This is a genomic window from Collinsella sp. CLA-ER-H6 (assembly GCF_040092305.1).
In the GTDB taxonomy this organism is placed as follows: domain Bacteria; phylum Actinomycetota; class Coriobacteriia; order Coriobacteriales; family Coriobacteriaceae; genus Collinsella.
Map to the genome: position 1 here is coordinate 35,949 of NZ_JBBNLS010000012.1, position 22,263 is coordinate 58,211.

Annotated in this window: 13 protein-coding genes; 1 reads left to right on the forward strand and 12 read right to left on the reverse strand. The window is 60.5% G+C overall.

From position 1 onward, the window contains the following. Positions 1-107 precede the first annotated feature (107 nt). Positions 108-1,865, reverse strand: coding sequence for an ABC transporter ATP-binding protein (locus tag AAAX77_RS06540; RefSeq protein WP_349105384.1), 1,758 nt, complete (start codon positions 1,863-1,865; stop codon positions 108-110). Further along, positions 1,866-3,689 carry an ABC transporter ATP-binding protein gene (locus AAAX77_RS06545; RefSeq protein ID WP_349105386.1) on the reverse strand — a complete coding sequence of 608 codons (1,824 nt, stop codon included), beginning with the start codon at positions 3,687-3,689 and terminating at the stop codon, positions 1,866-1,868. It abuts the gene before it with no gap. Between the two features lie 120 nt (positions 3,690-3,809). On the opposite strand from AAAX77_RS06545, the gene AAAX77_RS06550 reads away from it, so the two are divergent. Beyond that, a complete protein-coding gene (locus AAAX77_RS06550) occupies positions 3,810-4,808 on the forward strand; it encodes a helix-turn-helix transcriptional regulator (RefSeq protein ID WP_349105388.1) in 999 nt (332 codons plus the stop codon). 261 nt (positions 4,809-5,069) lie between these two features. Here AAAX77_RS06550 and gatB read toward each other — a convergent pair whose 3' ends face one another. From gatB to mobB, 10 genes are all read right to left on the reverse strand, one after another. Further along, on the reverse strand, positions 5,070-6,746 hold the full coding sequence (gene gatB / locus AAAX77_RS06555) for an Asp-tRNA(Asn)/Glu-tRNA(Gln) amidotransferase subunit GatB (protein WP_349105390.1): 1,677 nt from the start codon (positions 6,744-6,746) through the stop codon (positions 5,070-5,072). Then, the gene (gene gatA / locus AAAX77_RS06560) at positions 6,746-8,260 is read right to left on the reverse strand and encodes an Asp-tRNA(Asn)/Glu-tRNA(Gln) amidotransferase subunit GatA (protein ID WP_349105392.1); all 1,515 of its coding nucleotides are present in this window, start codon (positions 8,258-8,260) and stop codon (positions 6,746-6,748) included. Before gatA ends, gatB begins: the two co-directional genes overlap by 1 nt. Further along, on the reverse strand, positions 8,260-8,571 hold the full coding sequence (gene gatC / locus AAAX77_RS06565; RefSeq protein WP_118094387.1) for an Asp-tRNA(Asn)/Glu-tRNA(Gln) amidotransferase subunit GatC: 312 nt from the start codon (positions 8,569-8,571) through the stop codon (positions 8,260-8,262). Before gatC ends, gatA begins: the two co-directional genes overlap by 1 nt. Positions 8,572-8,888: 317 nt before the next feature. Further along, positions 8,889-9,806 (reverse strand): class C sortase, encoded by a 918-nt coding sequence (locus AAAX77_RS06570; protein ID WP_271729089.1) that lies wholly within the window; start codon positions 9,804-9,806, stop codon positions 8,889-8,891. 1,042 nt (positions 9,807-10,848) lie between these two features. Beyond that, entirely contained in the window at positions 10,849-12,621 is a 1,773-nt protein-coding gene (locus AAAX77_RS06575; RefSeq protein ID WP_349105394.1) for a SpaA isopeptide-forming pilin-related protein, read from the reverse strand. Positions 12,622-12,735: 114 nt separating this feature from the next. Further along, positions 12,736-14,403 (reverse strand): SpaA isopeptide-forming pilin-related protein, encoded by a 1,668-nt coding sequence (locus tag AAAX77_RS06580; protein ID WP_349105396.1) that lies wholly within the window; start codon positions 14,401-14,403, stop codon positions 12,736-12,738. Then, positions 14,396-17,737: a SpaA isopeptide-forming pilin-related protein gene (locus AAAX77_RS06585; RefSeq protein ID WP_349105398.1), complete on the reverse strand. Its 3,342-nt coding sequence runs from the start codon at positions 17,735-17,737 to the stop codon at positions 14,396-14,398. The genes AAAX77_RS06580 and AAAX77_RS06585 overlap by 8 nt, the downstream gene beginning before the upstream one ends. 504 nt (positions 17,738-18,241) lie before the next feature. Next, positions 18,242-19,063: an HAD family hydrolase gene (locus AAAX77_RS06590; RefSeq protein ID WP_349105400.1), complete on the reverse strand. Its 822-nt coding sequence runs from the start codon at positions 19,061-19,063 to the stop codon at positions 18,242-18,244. 224 nt (positions 19,064-19,287) lie between these two features. Continuing rightward, positions 19,288-20,568 (reverse strand): MFS transporter, encoded by a 1,281-nt coding sequence (locus AAAX77_RS06595; protein ID WP_349105403.1) that lies wholly within the window; start codon positions 20,566-20,568, stop codon positions 19,288-19,290. 393 nt (positions 20,569-20,961) lie between these two features. Beyond that, the gene (gene mobB / locus AAAX77_RS06600) at positions 20,962-22,263 is read right to left on the reverse strand and encodes a molybdopterin-guanine dinucleotide biosynthesis protein B (RefSeq protein ID WP_349105404.1); all 1,302 of its coding nucleotides are present in this window, start codon (positions 22,261-22,263) and stop codon (positions 20,962-20,964) included.

The following is a 22,263-nucleotide window of genomic DNA, read 5'->3' on the forward strand; positions in this document are numbered from 1 at the left end:
TCAATTTTATCTAACTATCTAGGTCAGCCATGGCTAACCTTTTGAAAATTAACGATGCGGAGTAACCGATTGTCAATGTGACAAAGGGACTGTCCCTTTGCCCCTTCTTACAACTGCCAGGTAGCTGCTTCCTTTTGCAGCGCCACCATGCGGGCGAATTCTCCACCTGCCGCCTTGAGCTGCGCCGGAGTGCCCTGCTCGGCAACCACACCATCCTTGAGTACAACGATTTTGTCGGCATTTTCCACCGTACGCATACGGTGGGCAATAACGATAACCGTCTTGCCTGCGAGCAGGCGGGAGAGCGCCTGCTGCACCACGGTCTCGTTCTCCACATCTAAACTCGCCGTCGCCTCGTCCAGCAACACGATCGGCGCGTCTTTGAGCAGCGCGCGGGCGATAGAGATGCGCTGGCGCTCACCGCCGGACAGCTTGGAGCCGTTCTCGCCGATCATGGTGTCATAGCCCTGCGGCATGCGGCTCACAAACTCGTCGCAGTTGGCGGCACGCGCGGCAGCAAGCACTTCCTCATCGGTGGCATCGCGACGACCAAGACGGATGTTTCCCATCACCGTGTCGTCAAAGAGCAGCACGTCTTGGAACACAATGGCGTAGTCGCGCAGCAACACCTCGGGATCCACGCTCGCAACATCCACGCCGCCCACGGTGACCGTGCCTTCGGTGGCGTCCCAAAAGCGCGCGGCCAGGCGGCTCACCGTGGACTTACCGGAGCCCGAAGGACCGACCAGTGCCGTGACCTCGCCTTCCTTGGCGGTAAAGCTCACATCGGTAAGAACTTTCTCGCCGGCGCGGCCGTCCTCGCCCGCACCATAGCCAAATGCCACGTGATCGAACACCACATCGTGGCCTACGGGCTCAAACTGCTCGCTGCCCCGCGCCACGGGCTCTTCCATGATGGAACGCATGCGCTTGGCCGACGACTCGGCGGCAAACAGCTCGGACATCAGCATCAGTGCCTGATCAAAGGGCGCATAGATGCGGCTCACCATAAGCAGGAAGGCAAACATCATCAAAAAGTCGACCTGGCCGGAGGCGACCATCGCAGCGCCCGTGACCAACGTGGTGGCAATCCCCAGGCGCAGGATGGCAAAGGCGGAGTTGACCAAAAGCCCATTGGCGAGCTCGCCCTTGGTGGTCTCGCGCTCCTCGGCATCGATCACGGCGTTGAGCCCCTCAAGATAATGAGCCTCCTGGTTGGTGGCGCGGATCTCGCGCACGCGGTCGAGCGTCTCCTGGATCGCCTCGGTAACCTTGACCTTCTCGGCACGCACATGGTCGAACACCGGGATCATGGGGCCGCGCGTCAGATACAGCACGGCAAAGGCCACGGGAACGCTCCAAAACGCCGCAATCGCCAGCTGCCAGCAAAAGAACAGCGACGCCACGAACACAATGACGCTTGCGATGATGGCACCCCAAAGCTCTCCCAGCACGTGGCTGTAGGCGTGCTCCATGGCCTGGACGTCGCCCATAATGGTCTCGGTTAAATCGGCCAGATCACGACGGCCAAAAAACGACAGCGGCAGCTTGCGCAAGCGCTCGGCGATCTCCATACGCTGTTTGCCGCACTCCTCGTAAAAGATGCAGTAGGTGTAGTAATACTGCTGCCAGTTAGAGGCAAAGAGCAACACGAAAAAGACCAGGAGGCCGCCCACAATCGGCAGGGCATCCGGCAGGTCGGCACCGGTGGCGAGATGTTCGACAAAACCGGCCATGACCAGGAACAATAAGCCCATGCCGGCCATGGTAATGAGATTGGTGAGCGCGGTCCAGAAAATGCCGCGTTTTACGCCGGCGACGCCTTTATCGGATAGGAAATACTTCTTTTGGAATGAGGCGAACATTTAGGCCTCGCCTCCCTTCGTGACGGCGGCATCCGCGGCAGCAGTGATCTTCCAGCTCGCGGCCTGTTCGTATTCGGCCCACATCTTGGCGTACAGACCGTTTTGGGACAGCAGCTCGGCATGGGTACCGGCCTCCTGCACGCATCCTTGGTTGAGCACCACGATTCTGTCGGCCCCCACCACAGTCGAAAGTCGGTGCGCGATCATAATGACCGTGCGACCCGCCGCCAGCTTGCTAAAGGCGCGCTGGATGAGCGCCTCGTTCTCGGGGTCGGCAAACGCGGTGGCCTCGTCGAGCACCACGATAGGCGCATCCTTAAGAATTGCGCGGGCGAGCGCCACGCGCTGGACCTCGCCGCCCGAAAGGTACGCCCCGCCGGCGCCGAGCATGGTGTCGATGCCCTGCGGGAGTTTGGCCACGATATCGTCGCACTGGGCCGCGGAGAGGGCCGCGCGCACTTCGTCGTCAGTGGCCCCAGGCTTGGAGGCGCGCACGTTATCGGCAAGTGTTTGGCGGAACAGCTGGTTGGTCTGAAACACAAAGGCGACCTGGTCCATGAGCTCGTGCGGATCCATGTCGCGAACGTCTACGCCGCCCACAAGCACGCGACCCGAGGAAACATCCCAAAAACGCGGGATCAGGCTTGCGCAGGTTGACTTACCGCCGCCCGAGGGACCAACCAACGCAAGGGTGCTGCCTGCGGGAACGCTAAAGCTCACATGGTTGACGGCAGGTGCCTCGGCACCCTCGTAGGTAAAGCTCACGTCCTCAAATCGCACGTCGCCGCCGACAGGGTGCTTGGGTTGGGCGGGCACGGAGAGCTGCTTGGAATCCATAACGCTTCGGATGCGCGCCAGCGAATCGGCACTCATCTGAGAGGCCTCGCCCACAAACATGAGCTTGGTCATGGCCGTCGGCACCACGGCCGAAAAGATCGCGTAAAACGTGAAGTTGACCATAAAATGCGCGAAGTCCGTCTCGCCCGGCGCCAACAGCAACGCCACGGGCAAAAGAAATGCCACGAGGCCATTGAGCGCGGTAAGGTTGAGCACCTGCGGGCCTCGGCAGAACGTGCCCGCATAGCTTTGCGCCATGTCGGCGTATTCGGCGATCGCATCGTGGAACGCCTTAAAGGAATAGACCGTCTGCTGGAATACCTTGACCACGGGGATGCCGCGTACGTATTCGGTGCCGGTCTTGTTCATCTTGACCAGCGCGCCCATGTAAGCCTTCATAAACTCGGCGCCCTTGCCGCTCATCATGGTGGCCATGGCGCAAAACGAAACGACGACCGAGATAAGGCACGCCGCGCCCAAACGCCAATCGAGGGAGAAAAGCAGCACGAGCAGGCCCACGACCATGGCGGTGGCGCCGGCGATATCGGGCAGCATGTGCGCGAGCAGCGTCTCGGTGGAGGCGGCGCAGCCGTCTACGATACGGCGCAGCTCACCGGTGGCGTGCGTGTCAAAGTAGCCGAGCGGCAGCTTAAGCAGATGCTCGCTCGTAGCCTTGCGGATATTGGACGCGCAGCGAAACGCGGACAGGTGCGTGCACATGAGTCCCACGAAATAGATCACAATGCTCGCCAGGGCAAAGCCCACAGCCCACCAACCATACATCGCGATGTCGGTGGCCTCGCTCCAGTTGGGCGCCACGGCGATAAGGTCCCGCGCAACAAGCCAGATGCACACGTACGGGCCAAAGCCCAGCAGCTGCGAGAGCGCCGAGAGGGCCATGCCCAAATACGTTAGGAATTTACGTTCACCGGCATATGCAAGCAGCTCGCCGATGCCGCCACCTTCCTTTTTTGATCCCTTTGCCATGAGATTCCTTTCTAACGGCTTGAGAGTTAACCTTTAGAAACTTATCATTGGCGTGTTAGCCAAGGCACACAATCGAGCCAGGCGTGGACGTTTCCGCAAAGGAAGGGGACGCTTTTGAAAATGCGGCGGGCAGCAACCGATATAACCGAGCTCTACGCACCGCAGTTTGAGCAGTTTGGCCTGCAGCTTTCCGGCAAGGGCGCCGTCTTTACCGGTGAGGTGGCAAACGATCGGGCGCACGGACGCGCATGGATCATGCCCCTTTCCCCCACCTGCATCGTCATGGAGCATTTCATTACCCCGACACACAACATGCTCTTGGCCGAGTACACACCCGAACCGTACGCGTGCGTGAGCGAGGTCAGCGCGCCCACGCTCATGTGCATGCCCGAAGCTGGCATAACGCCTGCAAACCTCAAGCCGTTGCGTGGGCCGTGGCCGAGCAGCGCAGTCTGCAGCTTTATCCAAGATAGCTGCGGCGAAGAGCTAAGCCCGCTGTTTGCAGGGCAGCTCTATCACTCACGCTCGGTGCTCTTTTTGCCCGGTTATTTTGACGAGCTGGAACATTGCTATCCCGCCGAGTTCGCGGGGGTCTTTGAAGCGTTTGCCGAGTCGTGGCAAGAGGAGGCAGTGTCTGCCATCTGCCACACACTACGCCGAATCAACGAGGACCGCGCTCGCGCCGTAGGCGGGCATGTCTATATGCGAGGCATTGTGGAGGCCATGGTCGCCGAACTCGCATGCTCACACGCGGCTCACAGGCAAGCGCAGCGAGCGGCCGACACGCGCGCCAGCGTGACCATTGCCGCAGAAGCGACGAGCCTGGTAGAGCGCTCACTCGACAAGGGCAAACATACGAGCATCAACGAGGTGGCCGAGGGGCTTTTCTTAAGCCGCTCCAAGCTGTGCGCCACCTTTAAAGCCCAAACCGGCGAGTCTCTGGGCGCCTACATACGAAGGCGCCGCATGGAGCGGGCACAGGACCTTTTGGCCGACAGCTCGCTGACGATAGCGCAGGTGGCAGAGCGGCTCGATTATCCACAACAGGCCGCCTTCGCCCAAGCCTTCAAGCAATACACCGGCACCACCCCCACCGCCTGGCGCTCCCAGCATCAATAAGGCCGCCCGCAATGTGGCAAAGGGACTGCCCCTCTACAAAAATGGGCGCGCAAACGGCGCGCCCATTCACTCTATTCCATTCAGCCCCGCCTGACCCGAACGGCCGAGTCGTTGCAGAACCCGGGAGCCCCGGCAGGGCGGGTGCTTGCTCAAAATGAGTTCCGCACGCAAAGAAGGCCACTTAATGTGGCCTTCGTCTTGCGCAGGACTGTTTGAAATTTTGAGGAAGCACCCGCCCTGCCGGGGCTCCCGGGTTCCCGTTTACGAGAGCGACGTTCTCAGCAATTCGTTGAAGAGCTTCGGATTGCCTTTGCCCCGGCTCGCCTTCATGCACTGGCCCACCAAAAAGCCGATGACCTTCTGGTTGCCGTCACGATACTGCTGCGCCTGCTCGGCACAGTTTGCCAGTACCTCGTCCACGATCGGCTGCAGCGCGCCGGCGTCGCTCACCTGACGCATGCCGCGCTCGTCGACGATCTTGTTGGGATCGTCGCCGGTCTGGGCCATGGCCTCAAAGACCTCGTGCGCCTGGTTGGAGCTGATGGTATCGGTCGCGAGCAGCTTGGCAAGCGCTGCCACCTGAGCCGGCGCGATACCGGACTCGGCCAGCGAAACGCCCGCGCCCTTAAGGTAGGCGATCATCTCGTTGACCAGCAGGTTCGCAACCGTCTGCGCCTCCTTGCCGGCCATGCCGGCAGCGGCGGCCTCAAAGAACTTGGCAAACTCCGGGTCGCCGGCGATCTGCTCGGCATCCGCCGCCTTAATGCCAAAGTCGGCCTCAAAACGTGCGCGCTTGGCATCGGGCAGCTCGGGGATCTCGCCACGGCAGCGGTCGATGAACTCGTCGTCCAAATCGAACGGCGCCAGATCGGGATCGGGGAACAGACGATAGTCGTCGGCCGTCTCCTTGACGCGCATAACCACAGTGCGCTTGCGGCTGGGCTCCCAGTGGCGGGTCTCCTGGTAGATGATACCGCCCTCCTCGAGCACCTCGGCCTGACGGCAGATCTCGTAGGCAAGGCCGTCGTGCAGGCTCTTAAACGAGTTGAGGTTCTTGAGCTCGGTCTTGGTACCCAGTTTGGTCTCGCCGCGGCGACGCAGGCTCACGTTGCCGTCGCAGCGCATGGAGCCCTTCTCCATGGAGCAGTCGGAAATGCCCAGCGTCACAAAGATGCGACGGAGCTTTTCCATAAACAGGCGCGCCTCCTCGGGCGTGCGCAGATCGGGCTCGGTCACGAGCTCGATGAGCGGCGTGCCGCAGCGGTTGTAGTCGACGAGCGACTCGGCCGCGGCGGTAATGCGGCCCTCGGCACCGCCCACGTGCACCATCTTGGCGGCATCCTCCTCCATGTGGATGCGCAGGATGCGGATGGGTACGGTATAGGAACCGTCCTCGCGACGCTCCGGCATGGTCATATTGCTCGCATCATAGCTGGCCAAGTGTCCTGCGCGCTGATTGCCCTCGCGCATGGTCGAGGACATGGACGTGGACAGGCCCTCGGCGTTGGCCGAGGCGCTCGCCAGGCTCTGGGCCTCGGCCTCGCCAAACGCGCAATCGGGGCGCTCGGCGGCACCGCGACCGGTCACGTCCAGATCGAGGTGACCGTACATGGCAAAGGCGACCGGACCCTGTGTGGTCTGGAAGTTCTTGGCCATGTCGGGATAGAAGTAGTGCTTGCGGTAGAACATCGAGTGGCGCTGGATCTCGCAGTTGGTGGCAAGACCGGCCTTGACGATGCTCTCGATAGCGCGCTTGTTGGGCACCGGCAGCGCGCCGGGCAGGCCCAGGCACACCGGGCACACGTTGGCGTTGGGCTCGTCATCGTGGCTGAGCTTGCAGTTGCAGAACATCTTGGTATCGAGTGCGGTGAGTTCGGTATGGATCTCCAGGCCGATCACGGCCTCCCAATCCTGCAGGACCTCGGAAAGCTCCTTCATTACAGCTCGCCTCCCTTCCCAGCAAAATCGGACGCGACGGAAAGCGCGGGCGCACCCGTGGCGGCATCGGCAAAGCCGCGCTCCAGGGCGTGGGCAAACGTGAGCAGCTGACGGTCCTTAAAGGCCGGACCCACCAGCTGGGCAGAAACGGGCAGCTTGCTGTCCTCGCCCAGGCCCAGCGGCACCGAGATACCACCGTTGCCGCAAATGTTGAGCGAGATGGTGTACAGGTCGGAGAGGTACATCTGCGTGGGGTCGCTGATCTCGCCAAACTTAAAGGCCGTGCGCGGCGAGGCGGGCATCAGGATGGTATCCACCTTGGCATACGCGGCGTCGTAGTCCTTCGTGATGAGCGTGCGGGCCTTTTGCGCGGCATAGTAGTACTTGTCGTACACGCCCGAGGAGAGCAGGTAGGCGCCGAGCATCTGGCGACGCTTGGCCTCGGCACCAAAGCCGTGGGCGCGGCTGAGCGAGCTCTGGTCGGACAGGTTGGCGCAGCCCTCTTCCTGGTAGCCATAGCGAATGCCGTCGAAGCGGGCCAGGTTGGAGAACGCCTCGGCCGGGCCGATGACGTAGTAGGCGGCAATGGCGGCGTCCAGGTGCGGCAGGTCGACCTCCACGAGTTCGGCACCCTGGTTCTGCAGCTCCTGGGCGGCGCGCTGAACAGCGGCCTTGACCTCGGGCGTCAGGCCCTCGGCCTCCATAAACGCGGGGATGATGCCCACGCGCTTGCCCTTGATGCTGTCGTTGAGATGCTCGGTAAAGTCGACGGCGCAATCCTGGCTCGTGCAGTCGTACGGATCGTGGCCCGCGCCGGTAAGCGCGTTCATGGCCAGCGCGACATCCTCGACCGTGCGGCCAAAGGGGCCCACCTGATCGAGCGACGAGCCAAAGGCAACCACGCCGTAACGGCTCACGGCGCCATACGTGGGCTTAAAGCCCACCACGCCGCACAGCGACGCCGGCTGGCGAATGGAGCCGCCGGTGTCCGAGCCCAGCGAGAGCGCGACTTCGCCCGCGGCGACGGCGGCAGCGGAGCCGCCCGAAGAGCCGCCGGGCACGCGCTTGGTATCCCAAGGGTTGTTGGTGCGGTGGAACGCCGAGCTCTCGGTGGAGCTGCCAAAGGCAAACTCGTCCATGTTGGCCTTGCCCATGGGCAGGCAGCCGGCATCGAGCATGCGCTGGACGCAGGTGGCGGTGTAGACGCTCTGGTAGTCCCCGAGCATGCGGGAAGCGCAGGTGGTGCGCGTGCCCACGAGGTTCATGTTGTCCTTGATGGCCAGCGGCACGCCCGCGAGCGGGGGCAGTGGCTTGCCTGCGGCACGGTCGGCATCCACGCGCGCAGCGGCCTCGAGCGCAAGCTCGGGCGCCACCTGCAGGAATGCCTGGACCCCGCCCTCGCGCGCCTCGATGGCGGCAAGGGAGGCCTGGGCCACCTCGGTAGCGGTAAAGTCGCCGGCGGCAACGCCCGCGGCGATCTGGGCGGCGGTAAGGGAATCGAAGCTTTGCGCCATTACTCGCTCTCCCCCTCTCCCAAAATGGACGGCACGCGGAAGTAGCGGTCGCGCGCGCTGCCGGCGTTTTCGAGCGCAATGTCGAGCGGCAGGTCGCGCTCGGGCTCGCGCAGGTCATCGCCCATCACGTTGGACAGGCTTCCGATGGGATGGAACGTGGGCTCCACGTCGGGCAAGTCATATTGCAAGACGGGCTCGAGCATCTGGACGGCGTCGTTCATGTAGGACGTCATCTGGGTGAGCTCGTCATCGGTCAGTGCGATCTTTGCGTACTCGGCGATGCCGCGCACGTCTTTCTCGCTGAGTGCCATAGGCGCTCCCTTCCGCATAACAGATAAACCGCTCTAGTATACAAGGCAACGCCGCTTGGAGCAGGTGCTTTACCCAAATGCAGCGAAAACGTAACGAGGGCGGCGGATGCGTCCCGGCGGTTATGCAGCAAAATCTGCACGTCACAATGCAAAACCGTCCCGCCCACAACGAAAACCGTCCCGCCCGCAACGAAAAGCATCGCAACATTCGACGCTTTTCGCCAAAATCGCGATTTTCATCGAATGTTGTGATGGTTTGGAAGCCCCCGACCACCACAAAAATGCCTGTCCCCATTGCGGTGGTTCTGGAGAATGTCTTATGCCGAGGCCTTGACCTTGCGGCGCTTGCGGACCGCGTGGATCACGATATCCAGCAGCAACAGCACAATGGCTACGACCACGATGAGCACGGCAAACTCGCGCTTGCCCCAGTGGCGGCCGGCCAGCGACTTTTGCTTGTCGACGTCCTTCTTGTTGTACTTGGTGCGCACGCAATGCACCAGCAGGCGATGGTCGTTCACGCCGTAGGGCGTGCAGGTGACGAGCGTCACCTTGTCGGCGCCGGGCTCGATGGTCAGCGACTCCATCTCCTCGGGCAGCACCACCTCGGAGTCCACCATCTTGTAGGCGAGCGTCTTGTTCATGGTGTGCAGCAGCACCAGGTCGCCGGGCTCCAGCGAGTGGATGTCGTCGAACATGCTCAGGTTGCGCATGCCCGAGTGCGCGGTGAGCACGCAATGCGTCGAGGTGCCGCCCACCGGCAGGCTCGTGCCTTCCAAGTGCCCGACGCCCGCCATAAGGACTTCTTCGCTCGTGCCGTGGTAGATGGGCATGCTCACGTCGATGGAGGGGATCTCGACCCAGCTCATCATGGGGTCGCGGTCAAAGATGAGCTGCTGGGCGTAGGGCTCGATCTGGTCGGCGGGAAGCTCGGTGGCCTCGCCCGCCAGCTGCTCGTTAAAGGAGCGCGCCTGGAGCAGGATGCGCTCGCGCTCCTCGGCAGATAGCGCGTCCACGGTGCTGGACACGGTGCTGATCTGGTTGAACACGCCCGAGGCCTCGAGCCGGTCCAAAATCCACGGCCAGGTCATAAGGCCCACGCCAATAAGGATGATGACGATAGTGATGAGCCGATCGGCCCAGCGCGGCAGCCGCTTGCGGCGGCGCTTGGGCTTTGGTTGAGGTTTGGGCTGAGGGCTTGAGCCGCCGTTGTCCGCGGCGTTATTGCTCTTCATATGTTTGGCGCCCTGCACCATCGCCAGTCACTCCTCTACAACTCAAGTTGTCTAAACAAATAATAGCCGATTAGCAGGCTCCCCCGCCCGACAACACAGCTAGACCGCACCGTCCAGTCGAGGATAAGCCAGCATTTGAGTTTTCAAAATGTCCCGAATCGGCGGGGCGATTCGGGATACAATGTCAATAGAAAACGACGCACCCCGCGTAAGTGTACGAGAGCGCGGGCGGCCTAGTTTTCAGTTTTTGTTAAATGCCCGGGATCCGACCCCCGGGCATTCTTATTTGCGCTTTCGGCGCAAATGCCTTCTACCGTCCGCACCGCGCGTGCGCCTACGGACCTTAAACCGAACCTCATACGAGTCAAGAAACGCGATGACGAACGAGCCCACCGCCGCGAGGGCGGCGAGCGCGTTAAGGAATTTCAGCATTTGGGGACCTCCGATCGAGTCGTCGGCCGCCCGCGCACGGGATGCGTCGCAAGGCCATTTTACTGCGAGCGCATGCACCCACGGCTGGTAAACGCGATTTTGACAAACATTTGTTCGATAGTTACACACACGGCTCCTCGCCCAGCGGAGCCTGGCCGCATTGTCCGGGTTTGCCCGACGTGTTTGCGTTTTCAAATGTCCCGAATCGGCGGGGCGATTCGGGATACAATCGTTACAGGAAACGACACGCCCCGCGTAAGTGTTCGAAAGCGCGAGCGAGCAGTTTCCGGTGTTGTTAAATGCCCGGGCCTCTAACCCCGGGCATTCTTATTTGCGCTTGTTGCGGCGCAAATGCCTTCTACCGTCCGCACCGCGCGTGCGCCTACGGACCTTAAACCGAACCTCATACGAGTCAAGAAACGCGATGACGAACGTGCCCGCATCGGACGATGGAGGCTGACTGCGTTATCCCAAAAAATCGGGGCAGACTCCAGTGCGGAGTCTGCCCCGAAAAGAGAATGGCAAAGCAAGAACGTCGATGGACGAGAAAAGTGTCCGCAAGTCTCATGGCCATCACATCCCACCTGCCAAAGGGATGGGTGAGCGAGCGTTACTCCTGCTCGGACTCCTCAGCCTGCTTACGGCTGCGGATGAGGTGAGCCACGCCGATGCACAGCACCGCGCCACCAGCGATCCAAGTGAAGGTCACGCCGTTAAGACCGGTCAGCGGGAGGTTGGAGCCCTTCTTATCGGTGACGGTGAGATGCACCATGCCGTTAGTGGCGCTGTCGGCCTTAACGAGCCCCTTATTATCTCCGTCAGTTACCTCAACCTCAGGGTTGACCACTTCAGTGCTGCTCTCAGAAAGATTGCCACGCGTAATGGTGAACGTGATGCCCTTGCTGCCGTGAGAATTGTCGTAACCGGGCGCAGGAGTTTTCTCCTTCAGAATATACGTGCCTTCATCAAGGCCAAGGACCTCTATCATTCCGGTCGAATTCGTCTTGAGAATTGCGCCGTCCTCAGTTTCGCTGCTCGCAGTTGTGCCGTCCTTCTTGATGAACTTTCCAGTACCGACCTCTTGCAGAGTAAATTCAACGTTTGCGAGAGGCGGGTTCGTCTCATCGGAACCAACCTTTTTAACATCGATACCGTAGGTGTAGTCGTAGGCGGGATGCACGACTGTAGTGCCTTTGTCTTTTTCAGAGTGAGGGTTATTGGAATAGGTCAGAGTAACGGTGTTCATCTGGCCTATACCGAGCATATTGGCGTTAACCTTCGTGGGGTCAAGCTTTGCCTTATAGTTCACATAGACCTTTGAGCTGCCGTCAACGTTAATGATTTCGCCCTTGGTGCCATCGTCTTTTTTCGCACAGGCATTTTTCAGATTTGAGAACGAAACCACGAGTTTGCCATTTGCATACTCTTTGCTGTAGCTACCCGGATGAACAACCTTATCGCCAATCTTGACCTCGACAACGGGATCATTGCCATTAAGCTCGGGCACCATCGTAGAAGGCAGTTCATCGGTGAAGGTATAGCTGTACTCTTTATAAGTATTGATATTGCTGGCCACGGTACCCGCAAGCTGATACTCAACCAGCTGATCGGATGCAGAGTCCGCAACCCTATTGGGCGCCGTAAAGACATCTTGAGAAGAACCCTCGGGAACAGCTTTGTTCGAATCAACAAAGCTGCCATTCTTGTCGTCCTTAACGGCCTTGGTCACGTTGGGGACATCCTTTTTGGAATCAACATTCACGTCTTCGCCACCAACGACGGCAAAGATTGGCGAGGTATAGGCATCGGTATTGCCGTTGGCCGAATCGCTAGATGTGGTCGAACCAACACTTGCAGTCACAAAGAGCCAATAGCCAGGGTTTAAAGCCTTAAAGTCTCCCTTGCTGGAATCGCTTGGGTTTGTCCAAGTCAGAGTCGAGCCCTCAAGTGCGGCAGCAATCTTATCCAACGTGGAGCCAGCGTCAACCTTGGCAGTCTGATCAACTATTTTACCGGCATTATCTTTAATGTACTTGGCCCAAGCCTGAGCGCCTGCATTCGCAGCAGGAGCTTCCGCGACGCCAGCAAATGCATCAGTCACAACACTCATAACTTCAGGCGACGCCCAATCAATATCGGAAAGGGTCTTATCGCCAGACCAGGCACTTCCATCATAATTCTGCGTAACCTTTGCCTTGAAAATCTGGATACCCTTAAAGGTTGTGTCCTTATAGGTCTTCTCGTCAATCTTTACATTGCCGTCCATGGCCACCGTCGGCGTACCCGCCGCAAACGCCATGGTCACCGGGGCCATGACGCCGCCGAAGCTCAACGCCGCCGTGAGGCCGGCGGTTACTGCCAGGCGTGCGATGTTCTTGCTCATGCTCATCTTCTTTTCCTCCGTTTTCCGTTTGATTCTCATTCGATCGGTCATCATCTGTCTGTGTCTTAGCATCTACTTCGCTACGTCTCGCCCCGCTCTCTGTGGGGCTGCCAGCTACTCTTTATGGCTGCCACCTCCCCGCTTGACCAGGAGCGCGACCACGATGAGCGCGGCTCCGGCGACCGCTGCGGCGGCCGCGGCGTACATTGCCATATCGCCAGTCGAGGGCATGAAGCCTCCGGTGGTAATGCTAGGGGGTGTGCCGGTGGGCGTGTTAATGAGCGACGCCTCCAGACTGCCAGTCGACCCGTCCGCGCTGTCGGCGCGCAGGGGCGACTCGGCCGTGATGGTGAGTTTGGGCTTGGCGGCGGCCACCTGGTCGACGTCCAGGCCCTCGGCCTTGACTGTCACGGAGCGCGTGCCCTCAAAGGCGGTGTAGCCCTTGGGCGCCTTGAGCTCGCGGACCTCCAGCTTGCCCGAGTCCACGCCCGAGACGGTCACGCGGCCGTCCTCGCCCGTGGTGACGGTGGCCTTGCCCTCCGCATCCCACGTGCCATCGGCCGCCAGCGTGCGGCCGCGGTCGTCGGCGATGCTCAGGACCGCCCCGGCAAGCGGTTTGTCGCCGTCGCTGCCGCGCTTGGTGAGCGCGAGATCCCAGGTGTAGGCGCACGCGTCATCGCTCGGCGTGTGGGTGAAGCCCGCGTCGCCGGACTGGTCGGCAAAGGGAGAGCGCGGGTAGCGCAGGTAGACCTCGTTGGGGTTGCCCTTCGCGATGCCGTGGTTGCATGCGCTGTTGAGCGGCGCATTGTACACGGCGACCACGCGGGCGCCCGCGGTGAAGGCGTCGGCCCCGCCGAGCGCGGCGATCAGGTCGCCGGTGCGCACGGTGAAGGTCCCGTCCGCCGCTACCTTGGTGGCGCACTGGGCCGTGATATCGGTCCAGCCCTTCGCGGGCTCGGTGCCGGCGCGGCCGTCCTTGCCGGTCTGGACGGCGTCAAAGCCGCCGTCCGCGCCCGCCGCCACGTACACGCGCATGCTCGCGGCCACCTTGGAGGGGTCGAGCCCCGCGCTCATGGTGTCGACGAACCGTACCGTATAGGTATCGTAGGCCGTGAGGCCCGCCGGGACCGTGGTAGAGAGGCGCCAGTACAGGTCATCGGCAACCGTTGCGTCGGCGGCCTTCTGCCAAGCGGCGGTGCTGTCCTCCAGCACGTGCTTTTGGACCTTGGGGGTCGCGGCCTTGGGCTTGACGGTGACGGCGCTGCCGCCCACCAGGGCCATGATCGGCGCGGTGCCGGCCTCGCCCTGGGCGATGGCGTCGTCGTCGGCGACGATGAGCCAGTAGCCGCAGGGCAGCTTGGCCTCCGTGCCCGCGTTAAGGGCCACGGACACGGCGCCAGAGCTCTGGAGGGAACGAGCGAGCTGTGCGCTCAGCGCACTCGTAAGGTGGGAATCGGCGTTGAGCCACTCGGCAGCTTCCTGCGCGGTGGTCTGGGAATTGGGCATGCCGGCGCTGTGCAGCACAGGCAGCGCGGCGTCGCGCGCGGCGTCGTTTGCCCAAGCGAGGTCGGTGGCGATCTTGGCGTCGCTGTCGCCGTCGACGACGTTGGCGCTAAAGATCTGGTAGGCGTCGTAGCTGCTCGCCACGGTGCCGCTCACCGTGATGGAACCGGTCGAGGTCGGCGCGGCCTGCGCGGATGCGGGGAACACAACCGCGCAGATGCCGATCAGGAGGGCAAGCAGCGCAAACAAGATCGGGAAGGAGCAAACTTTCTTATTCACGACGCTCACCTCCCTTCGCATTCGCCTTGCGACGAATGTGCATCCAGGCCGCAGCGACGCAAAGCACCGCCGCGCCGGCAAGGTACGTCAGAGTGACGCCCGACATACCAGAAAGGGGCAGAGTGGTGGAGTAGGTGTTGGTGAAGGTGGAGGCGGGAATGGCGTCGGGCGCGGCGGCGGAGGGTTGAACCACGACGCCCTGCCCGTTCTCACCCAGGGCGTTGCCCATGTCGTCCTTCATCTGCGTGACCGTGGTGGAAGTGGTGAGGCCGGAGTACTTGCCGGCCTTATTCAGCTCGGCCTCCACCGTGACGGCAACCTGGTACTCGGCCTTGGAGTAGCGGAGCTTATCGATGGCACCGGTGGTAGGCGCGACCTCCTTCACCGTGTAGGTGTAGGTCCTGGCGTAGTCATCCGCCGTACCGGGGGTATCGGACAGGTGCGACTTGTTGAACGTCATGGCGCCAAAGGTCGCCGTGATGTTGTTGAGCTTGTCGGCGTCGGTCTCCCCTGCCTTTGGGGCAACAGAAATCTTGGGCGCTTCGGGCATGGGGGCATTGGCTGCATAGTCACCCGTAGCCACAATGCTGAACTCGAACGGCACATAGTTGTCGTCAGCATCCTTCGGCCAATCCGTATTGCGAACGGATTTGGTCACCGGGATCTTCACGGACGTAGCACTGCACTTGTCGGAGATGTACGTAGTGCCGCCAACGATGCTCGGCTGCTCGTTCTCTTTCCACGTAATGGAGCCGTTTGTGCTGTCCACCGTGAACTTGTAGGTGTTCTTGTTCAGTTCGTAGCCAAACGGAGCCTGGGTCTCAACAAGCGTGTACGTGCCCGGCAGCAGGCCCTCGAGCTTGAACTTGCCAGGCGCGGTGTCGGTGTCTACCCACGTGGTATCGCTCGAAGTCGACTGGTCGCTCACCTGATCTCTCACGGTCGAGGACTGGTTAACGGCCGCACCATCGGCGTCATTAGTCTTGGTGAGTTTCCACTCAGAACCAGCCAAAGGAGTGTGTTTTGTGTCGCCCTCCCCCACCTTGGTCCAAGACACCGTACCGGTGATGATCTTGGTGTTGGGAATGGCACCTGTGGGGTTATTCTCGAACGGAACATTTTTGCCGTTCTCATCCACGTAACCCTGAACGTAGTTCGGCTTCTCGCCAGTATTGTTCATAGTGGCATAGTAGATGGTGTCTGACTTCTGGTAGCCAGCCGGCGCCGTCTCCTCTTTGATGTAATACGTGAAGTAGTTGGTATCGTTGGAATTGCCGATGTTTGCCTTCTGGTTCAGATAGTTGAACTGAAGCTTGCCATCACCCGAAGCGTAATCATTTGCGCCACCGTCAGTCACCGTCACGATAGCGTCCTTGCCCGCGACAGCATTCTCGACAGAACCATAGATAGCCCACGAGGAACCAGGAAGCGACGTGTTGCCGTTCGCCGCATCGACCTTGCTCCACGCAACGGCGGAGCCGTCGGGCGTATACGACCCAGACCACGGGAAGTTGTGACGCTCCTGATCCATATCGATGACGGAAGCCGAGTTACCCTCACCAAATGCTGCGGCAACCTTCGGGCTGTCCATTGAGAAATCGACGCCCACATAAACGCGGCCGTTGGTAGTCACATGGTCGTCGAAACTTCCGTTGGGAACGAGAATCGATCCGATCATAGCCGCCGCAGGATCGTCGTCAGTCCACTTGGCACCGGTGGCTGTGCCGCCGTATCCCCAGTCCGCGCGGTTTTCTCCCGCGATGCCGCCTCGAATGGTAAGGCTGGTGGTATCGACGAAGTTCCACATGATGGACTGGGAGGCCAGCGAGTATTTCGCGTCAAGGTCTTTCTTGGCGTACTGACTCTCGTAACCGCGAGATATTTCTGTATCTCCCCACCAGAAGCGCCAGCCGTTGTGGAACTCGACAGGATTAGTACCTGTAACGTTCACGACAATGGATGCGCCTTCGGGGATATTGGTGAACTTAAAGTCGACGCCGCGGTAGTAGACGCCATCCTTCCAGTTGGAGAGCTCGGAACCGGCGATGGTGAAGACCTGTTGCATAGAAGTTCCATCGCCGGTAAAGGTGATGAGTCGCTCGGTGTTGCGAATCTTATTGCTCGGGATTCCGGTATCGAGCGCACCGGAAACAGACTTGCCGCTACCATCGTCGCTACCATCGAATTTGAGTGTATAGCTTGTTCCGTCGTTATTGTACTTGTTGATGACGTAGTTGCTATTAGGCTCTGCAAAGCCGTTGACATCCACCTCGCCGGTATCTTCAAACGAGTCGAGCTGTTTCGATAGCTTCGAGAGGTATCCATTTGTACCGTTATAGCTCGAATAATCGCTACCGTTGACATTAGTCAAATCAACAGCTTTATTGAACAGGGTGCTTTCCAGAGCAGACAAGCCCTCGTACCAATTACCCTGCATTGTCACCACAGACTGGCGTTTATAGTCGCTATCGCGCCAGTATGTGATGGGGCCTGCGATTTGCGCGGTGTAGGCAAAGCCGGAAGGAGTCGCGCCCTCAAAAGGTCTCTGCTGTCCGACCCAAGCGCCTTTGTTCCAAGCGCCAACGGTAGTCGCCCCCGGCAAGTTGCCGTTGTAACCAACGCTCATTTTGGTGATTGCACTGTCGATTCCGGCGACCGCAAGCACGGTGCTGCCGTAGACAGGACGGAACTGGGAACCAAAACCAACGGTGCCAAAGCGGAAACCAGCGCCGCCACTATTATTATAGGGCCAGCTCTCTTTGAGTGGATTCATGGCAAGCTTGCCACGGACCACGGTAAGGCCCTCCGCCTCAGCGGCATATGAGCCGGTGGGGGCGTTGTCCGCATCAAGATCGATAGTGCCGTCGCTCGGCTTATCGCTCGGCTTACCACCGATGTACATGTCGCGGCCGACGTAGGTGGCCACGCCGGGATCAGGGGTTGAGACATTGATATTCGTACCGATACCGATAGACGTGGGAACGTAAATTCCCGGCTTCACGGTGGCCGTCGCTCCCTCTGAAGCCGCATTCGCACTCTGAGCCTGCTCAACACTATTTGAAGAGCCAGACTCGCCGCCATCGGTCTCGTCGCTATTCTGGTTTTCGGCATCCTCGCTGGTGTTACCTACAGCAGCGGACTCACTTGAGGAACCCCCCCCCATTACAGTTTCCGCGGTAGAAACTGTCTGGGCATCGTTGGCGATGGCCTGCGAGATCGGGGGCATAACGAGCGACAGTACCAGGCTCAAAACGGAGGCTCCGCACAAAACGCCTGCCAGTACACGGCGCGTCGCTTTTTTACTCTGCTTAGATTTGTCTGAATTCGCTTTCATCGATGTCTCCTCCCCAAGAGACCGCGATCTTGCTCTTTCACTATCAAACGTATCTGCGCAATCTGTAATTGCGCTCGTTTAGTAATGCAATTATAACGATTGTTTAAACATCTGAGCAACAAAACCGACATTTTTGTAGCGAGTTCTCAATTCTCTTGACATTTGCTCAGATTTACCTTCGTTTATTCGCTATCTATTTTTTGTTTCTGCTGGTAATTTAGTTGCGTATTATTTTTTAATGGCATTAGTTTTATTTGCACAACATTTTGCTCAAGAGCGAGCATCCTGTGAACGGTCGAAAATCGACCGTGAGTGGTAGGTCATTAACCGGGATGAATATCCTACCAAATTGATGAGAATATCTTTAACCCATCGGTGGTTATAAGCATGATGTTCAGACAACTATATTTGAATTTTCGCGCAGATTTTAGGCATCATTTCGCCCAAATCGCCTGAGGCCGCCACAAAGGTGCCTATTCCCTTTGTGGTGGCTCTCCCCCGGCGCTACAGCAGATGTTCCTCGATAAAGATCGCGATGCCGTCTTCGTCGTTGCTCGCGGTTACAAAATCGGCAGCGGAGCGGGTGGCATCGCTGCCGTTTGCCATGGCCACGCCCACGCCGGCGTCGGCAACCATGCAGGTGTCGTTATCGGCATCGCCAAACACGCAGATGTTCTGGAGCTCCATGCCGTTGAGCTCCGCCACACGCACAAGGCCGCGTGTCTTGGACACGCGCGGATCCATAAACTCGTAGAGCCGCTGCGTGGTTTGCAGAGCCGCCGCCTTAACAGTGTCATCAGCAAACGTCGACGCCCGCTCAATCACCCGCGGCATTACCTCGGGCGCCATGGTAAACATCACCTTGGGCTGCGGCTCGCGCAAAAACTCGGCAAAATCGACCACCTGGTAGGGCACGCCGTCGACGCGTGACAGGTGCTCGACGCACGCGTTGCTCTCGGGCACGTAGAACACGCCGTCTCGGGGGCAGACGGGCGTTGCCGGAAGGTCCGCCATGTGCTTGCAGATGCGCGCGATGGTCTCGCCCGGCAGCGGATAGCTCAGTTCGTTGATGCCGTGCGCCCGGTCGATGACCTCGGCGCCACCGCAGCCCACCAGCACGTCTACCAGGCCTTCGATGCCCCAGAGCTCGTACATGGCCTCGGTCGCGTGGGCGTCGCGCCCGGTGCACAGGCCAAAGAGCACGCCGCGCTCGCGCAGGGCACGGATCGCCGCCACGGTGCGCGGGGACACCGTGTGCTGGCTCGTGAGCAGCGTGCCGTCGATATCGCAGAACACGGCTTTGATGTGGCTGAAGGTGGTGTCCATGGGAGCCTTTCTGGGTTGTGCGGCGGTGTGGGGTGTATTCGTGAACGGCGTACATGGTATACCAAGGCGCGGGCGCGGCCTATCAAAGCAAAAACCACCACAAAGGTGCCCGGCCCCTTTGTGGTGGCCGAACCCGAAGGGTGGCCGGATCCGGGGCACAAACCATCACAACATTCGATGTTTTTCGGCAAAATCGCAATTTTCATCGAATGTTGTGATGGTTTTTACCGCTTTACGGCACGATCCAAGTGGTTGCGTCCAAACAGCAGCAACGACGCGGGAACCGCCGTCACGACCATACCCGCCCCTACGAGCGTCTGCTGCACGCCAAATGTCGCCGCCAGCCACGGTGCAACCGCCAGCGGGGCCACGCCAGCGAACATATTGCCAAAGCCCATGACCGAGTTCACACGGCCGAGTTGCTCGAGCGGCGCCGTCGTTTGCACGATGGTGTTGTGGAGCGGGTTGACGACGCCCCAAGCTATGCCCAGGGCGATTTGGCCGACAAGGGCCACACCCACGTACGGCGTCCCCACATAGAGCAGACTTCCCAGGCCCACGGACATAAGTGCCACGAGCAGCGTTTTAAGGTTGACCAGGTGCGGCGGCAACCGGAGCGCAACCATGGCGCCCAGCACCGCGCCCACACCGCAGGCAGACGAAAGCCAGCCCATCCACTCAACGCCGACGTGCAGGACATCGCGGTAGAAGAACGACTCCAGCGGATCGAAGGCTCCGTATCCAAAGTTCGAAAGAAAAATGATGCAAAACAGCAGGGCGAGAACGCTGTTGGTAAAGACCGTCTTGATGCTGGCTGCGAAGGTGGCGCGGGCGGACGTGCTGGGATTGGAGCTTTGTCCCGCACGCTCCCCTTCCTCTGCCGAATCGGCATCCGCATGCCCGGCGACATGGCTGGTCTGCGGCCTAAAGCCCCAGCCGGCGACGAGCGCCAGTACGGTAAAGAGCATCATGAGCACGAACACCGCGCGCGACGACGCAGCCGCCGCGACAAAGCCGCCCAGCGTGGGGCCAACGATGATACTCACGTTTGAAAACATGGCAATAGCGGAGTTGATGTCTTTGAGCTCGACGGGATCATCGGTGAGGTAGGCCGGATAGGACGTGGCAATGGGCTGAGCGAATCCCATCGTAAAGCCCAGGAGCACCGCGCCGAGCAGGACGACGCCGGTCGCGCTACCAAAGGCGATGATTGCCGTGCCAGTTGCGAGAGCGCCGATGGTGCTCAGCAAGAAATGGCGGCGCGGACCCCATGCGTCGAGCGCAGCGCCGCCCGCAAAGGATCCCAAGATCACGAAAACGTTCATAAACAGGACGGCCAGCGACGTCGCGACGACCGAGGCGTCGTCCGCATAGGTAAGCGTTCCGATGACGCCGATAAAATAACTAGTCTGAAACCCCGTGTAGATGAGAAAGCGCATCGCCACCAGGCGCTTGGCCTGCACGGACAGCAATGATTGAGGCTTTGAGAAAAGAGAGACGAGCATGGAGACTCCTTGTTTCATACGAATGCGGACGGCGGGCATTCGCCACCGTCTGTCAAATCAATCTATCCGCATGAAACATTAAGGACGCATCAAGCCCCTTCTCTCCGTTTTTCGCCCGTCATGAACTACTTGGTAGATTGTAAGACATGTCCCACACATCTACCAAAGCAAAAAACACCACAAAGGCGCCTGGCCCCTTTGTGGTGGAAATGACGTTTGCCCAGCTAAAACCTGCCAAAATAAACCTGTCCCTTTTTGGCATGTTATGGCAGCGCAGCGAGCCGGTTCCAAGTGCCCCAGGTCGCCCCGAAAGAGGAGCGACGCGTACTTTGGTACGCGAGCGACGGCTTGAGGGGCGAGATGGGGTGCTTGGGGCCGGCGCAGCGTCGAGCCTTAAAGATGGTCTTGGATAAGATCGCAGATGGCTCGGGCGTCGTTGATGTTGATGGCTCGGGTCGCAAAGCCGGCGTCGAAGGCCTGACGCGCCAGTGCCTCGTTGCAGGCAAGGGCCAGCGTGTGACCGTCGACCAGGTCGAGCGAGCTCTTGCCGCGCAGACGGTCGACACCGGAGCGCGCGACCACGATGTTGTCGAAGCCCTCGGTCTTGTAACCCTCGATGATCACCACGTCGACATCGTTGTAGCGCGACAGCAGCTCGCGCGCGGGCATCTCGTCCTCCTCGCGCGTGTCGGCGTACTCCGCCCAGCGCGTGGCGCAGATGAGGCCCACATGCTTGGATCCGGCCTGGTGATGGCGCCAGGTGTCCTTAGCGGGCACATCGATATCAAAGCCGTGATGCCCATGATGCTTGAGCGAACCCACGCGCAGGCCGCGGCGGGTGAGCTCGGCGATAACCTTCTCGACGAGCGTGGTCTTGCCCGAGTTTTGGTAGCCGATAAACGCGATCGCGGGGACGGCTGGAGTGGGAGCTGCGGGCGCGACGGCGACGGGTGCGCTCGCGGGCGCGGCACCGTCAGCGGCCACGGCCTCAACGGCAGCGGCCTGACGCTCTGCGCGGTCCCATACGCCCGAGCGGCCGCCCTCCTTGTGCAACAGGCGCACGTCAACGATCTCCATGCCGCGATCGACGGCCTTGCACATGTCGTAGATGGTCAGGCACGCAGCGCTCGCGCCGGTCAGGGCCTCCATCTCGATACCTGTCTTGCCCGTCACGCCCGCCGTAACCAGTATGTGAAAGCCGACCTGCCCGTCCGCGCGCGCCGGCGCCCAGCCCTCGGGCACGTCCTCGGCCGGCGTCCCCGCCGGAGCGATGGGCGCAATGTCGCACTTACTCTTGGTAATGAGCAACGGATGGCACATGGGGATGATGTCACTCGTGCGCTTGATGGCCATAATGCCCGCCACGCGCGCGCAGGCAAGCACGTCGCCCTTTTTGGCGCGGTCCTGCAGCACCATGGCCTGCGTCTCGGGATGCATGAGGATAGTGCCCTCGGCGATGGCAATGCGATGGGTCTCGGCCTTGTCGGACACGTCGACCATGCGTACCTCGCCCTTGGCGTCCACGTGCGTCAGCTCGTCACGACGGGCGTCGCGGGCGGGCTCGGTGGCAGCGCTGGCAGTCGGCTGCGCGGACGCGTCGGCGTTGCCAGCATTCGCCGCGGTCGTGGCTTTGTGGGCAGACATCGCGGCCCTGCGAGCGGCCTTGGTGGCATCGGCGTACCTGCTCTTGGCCAT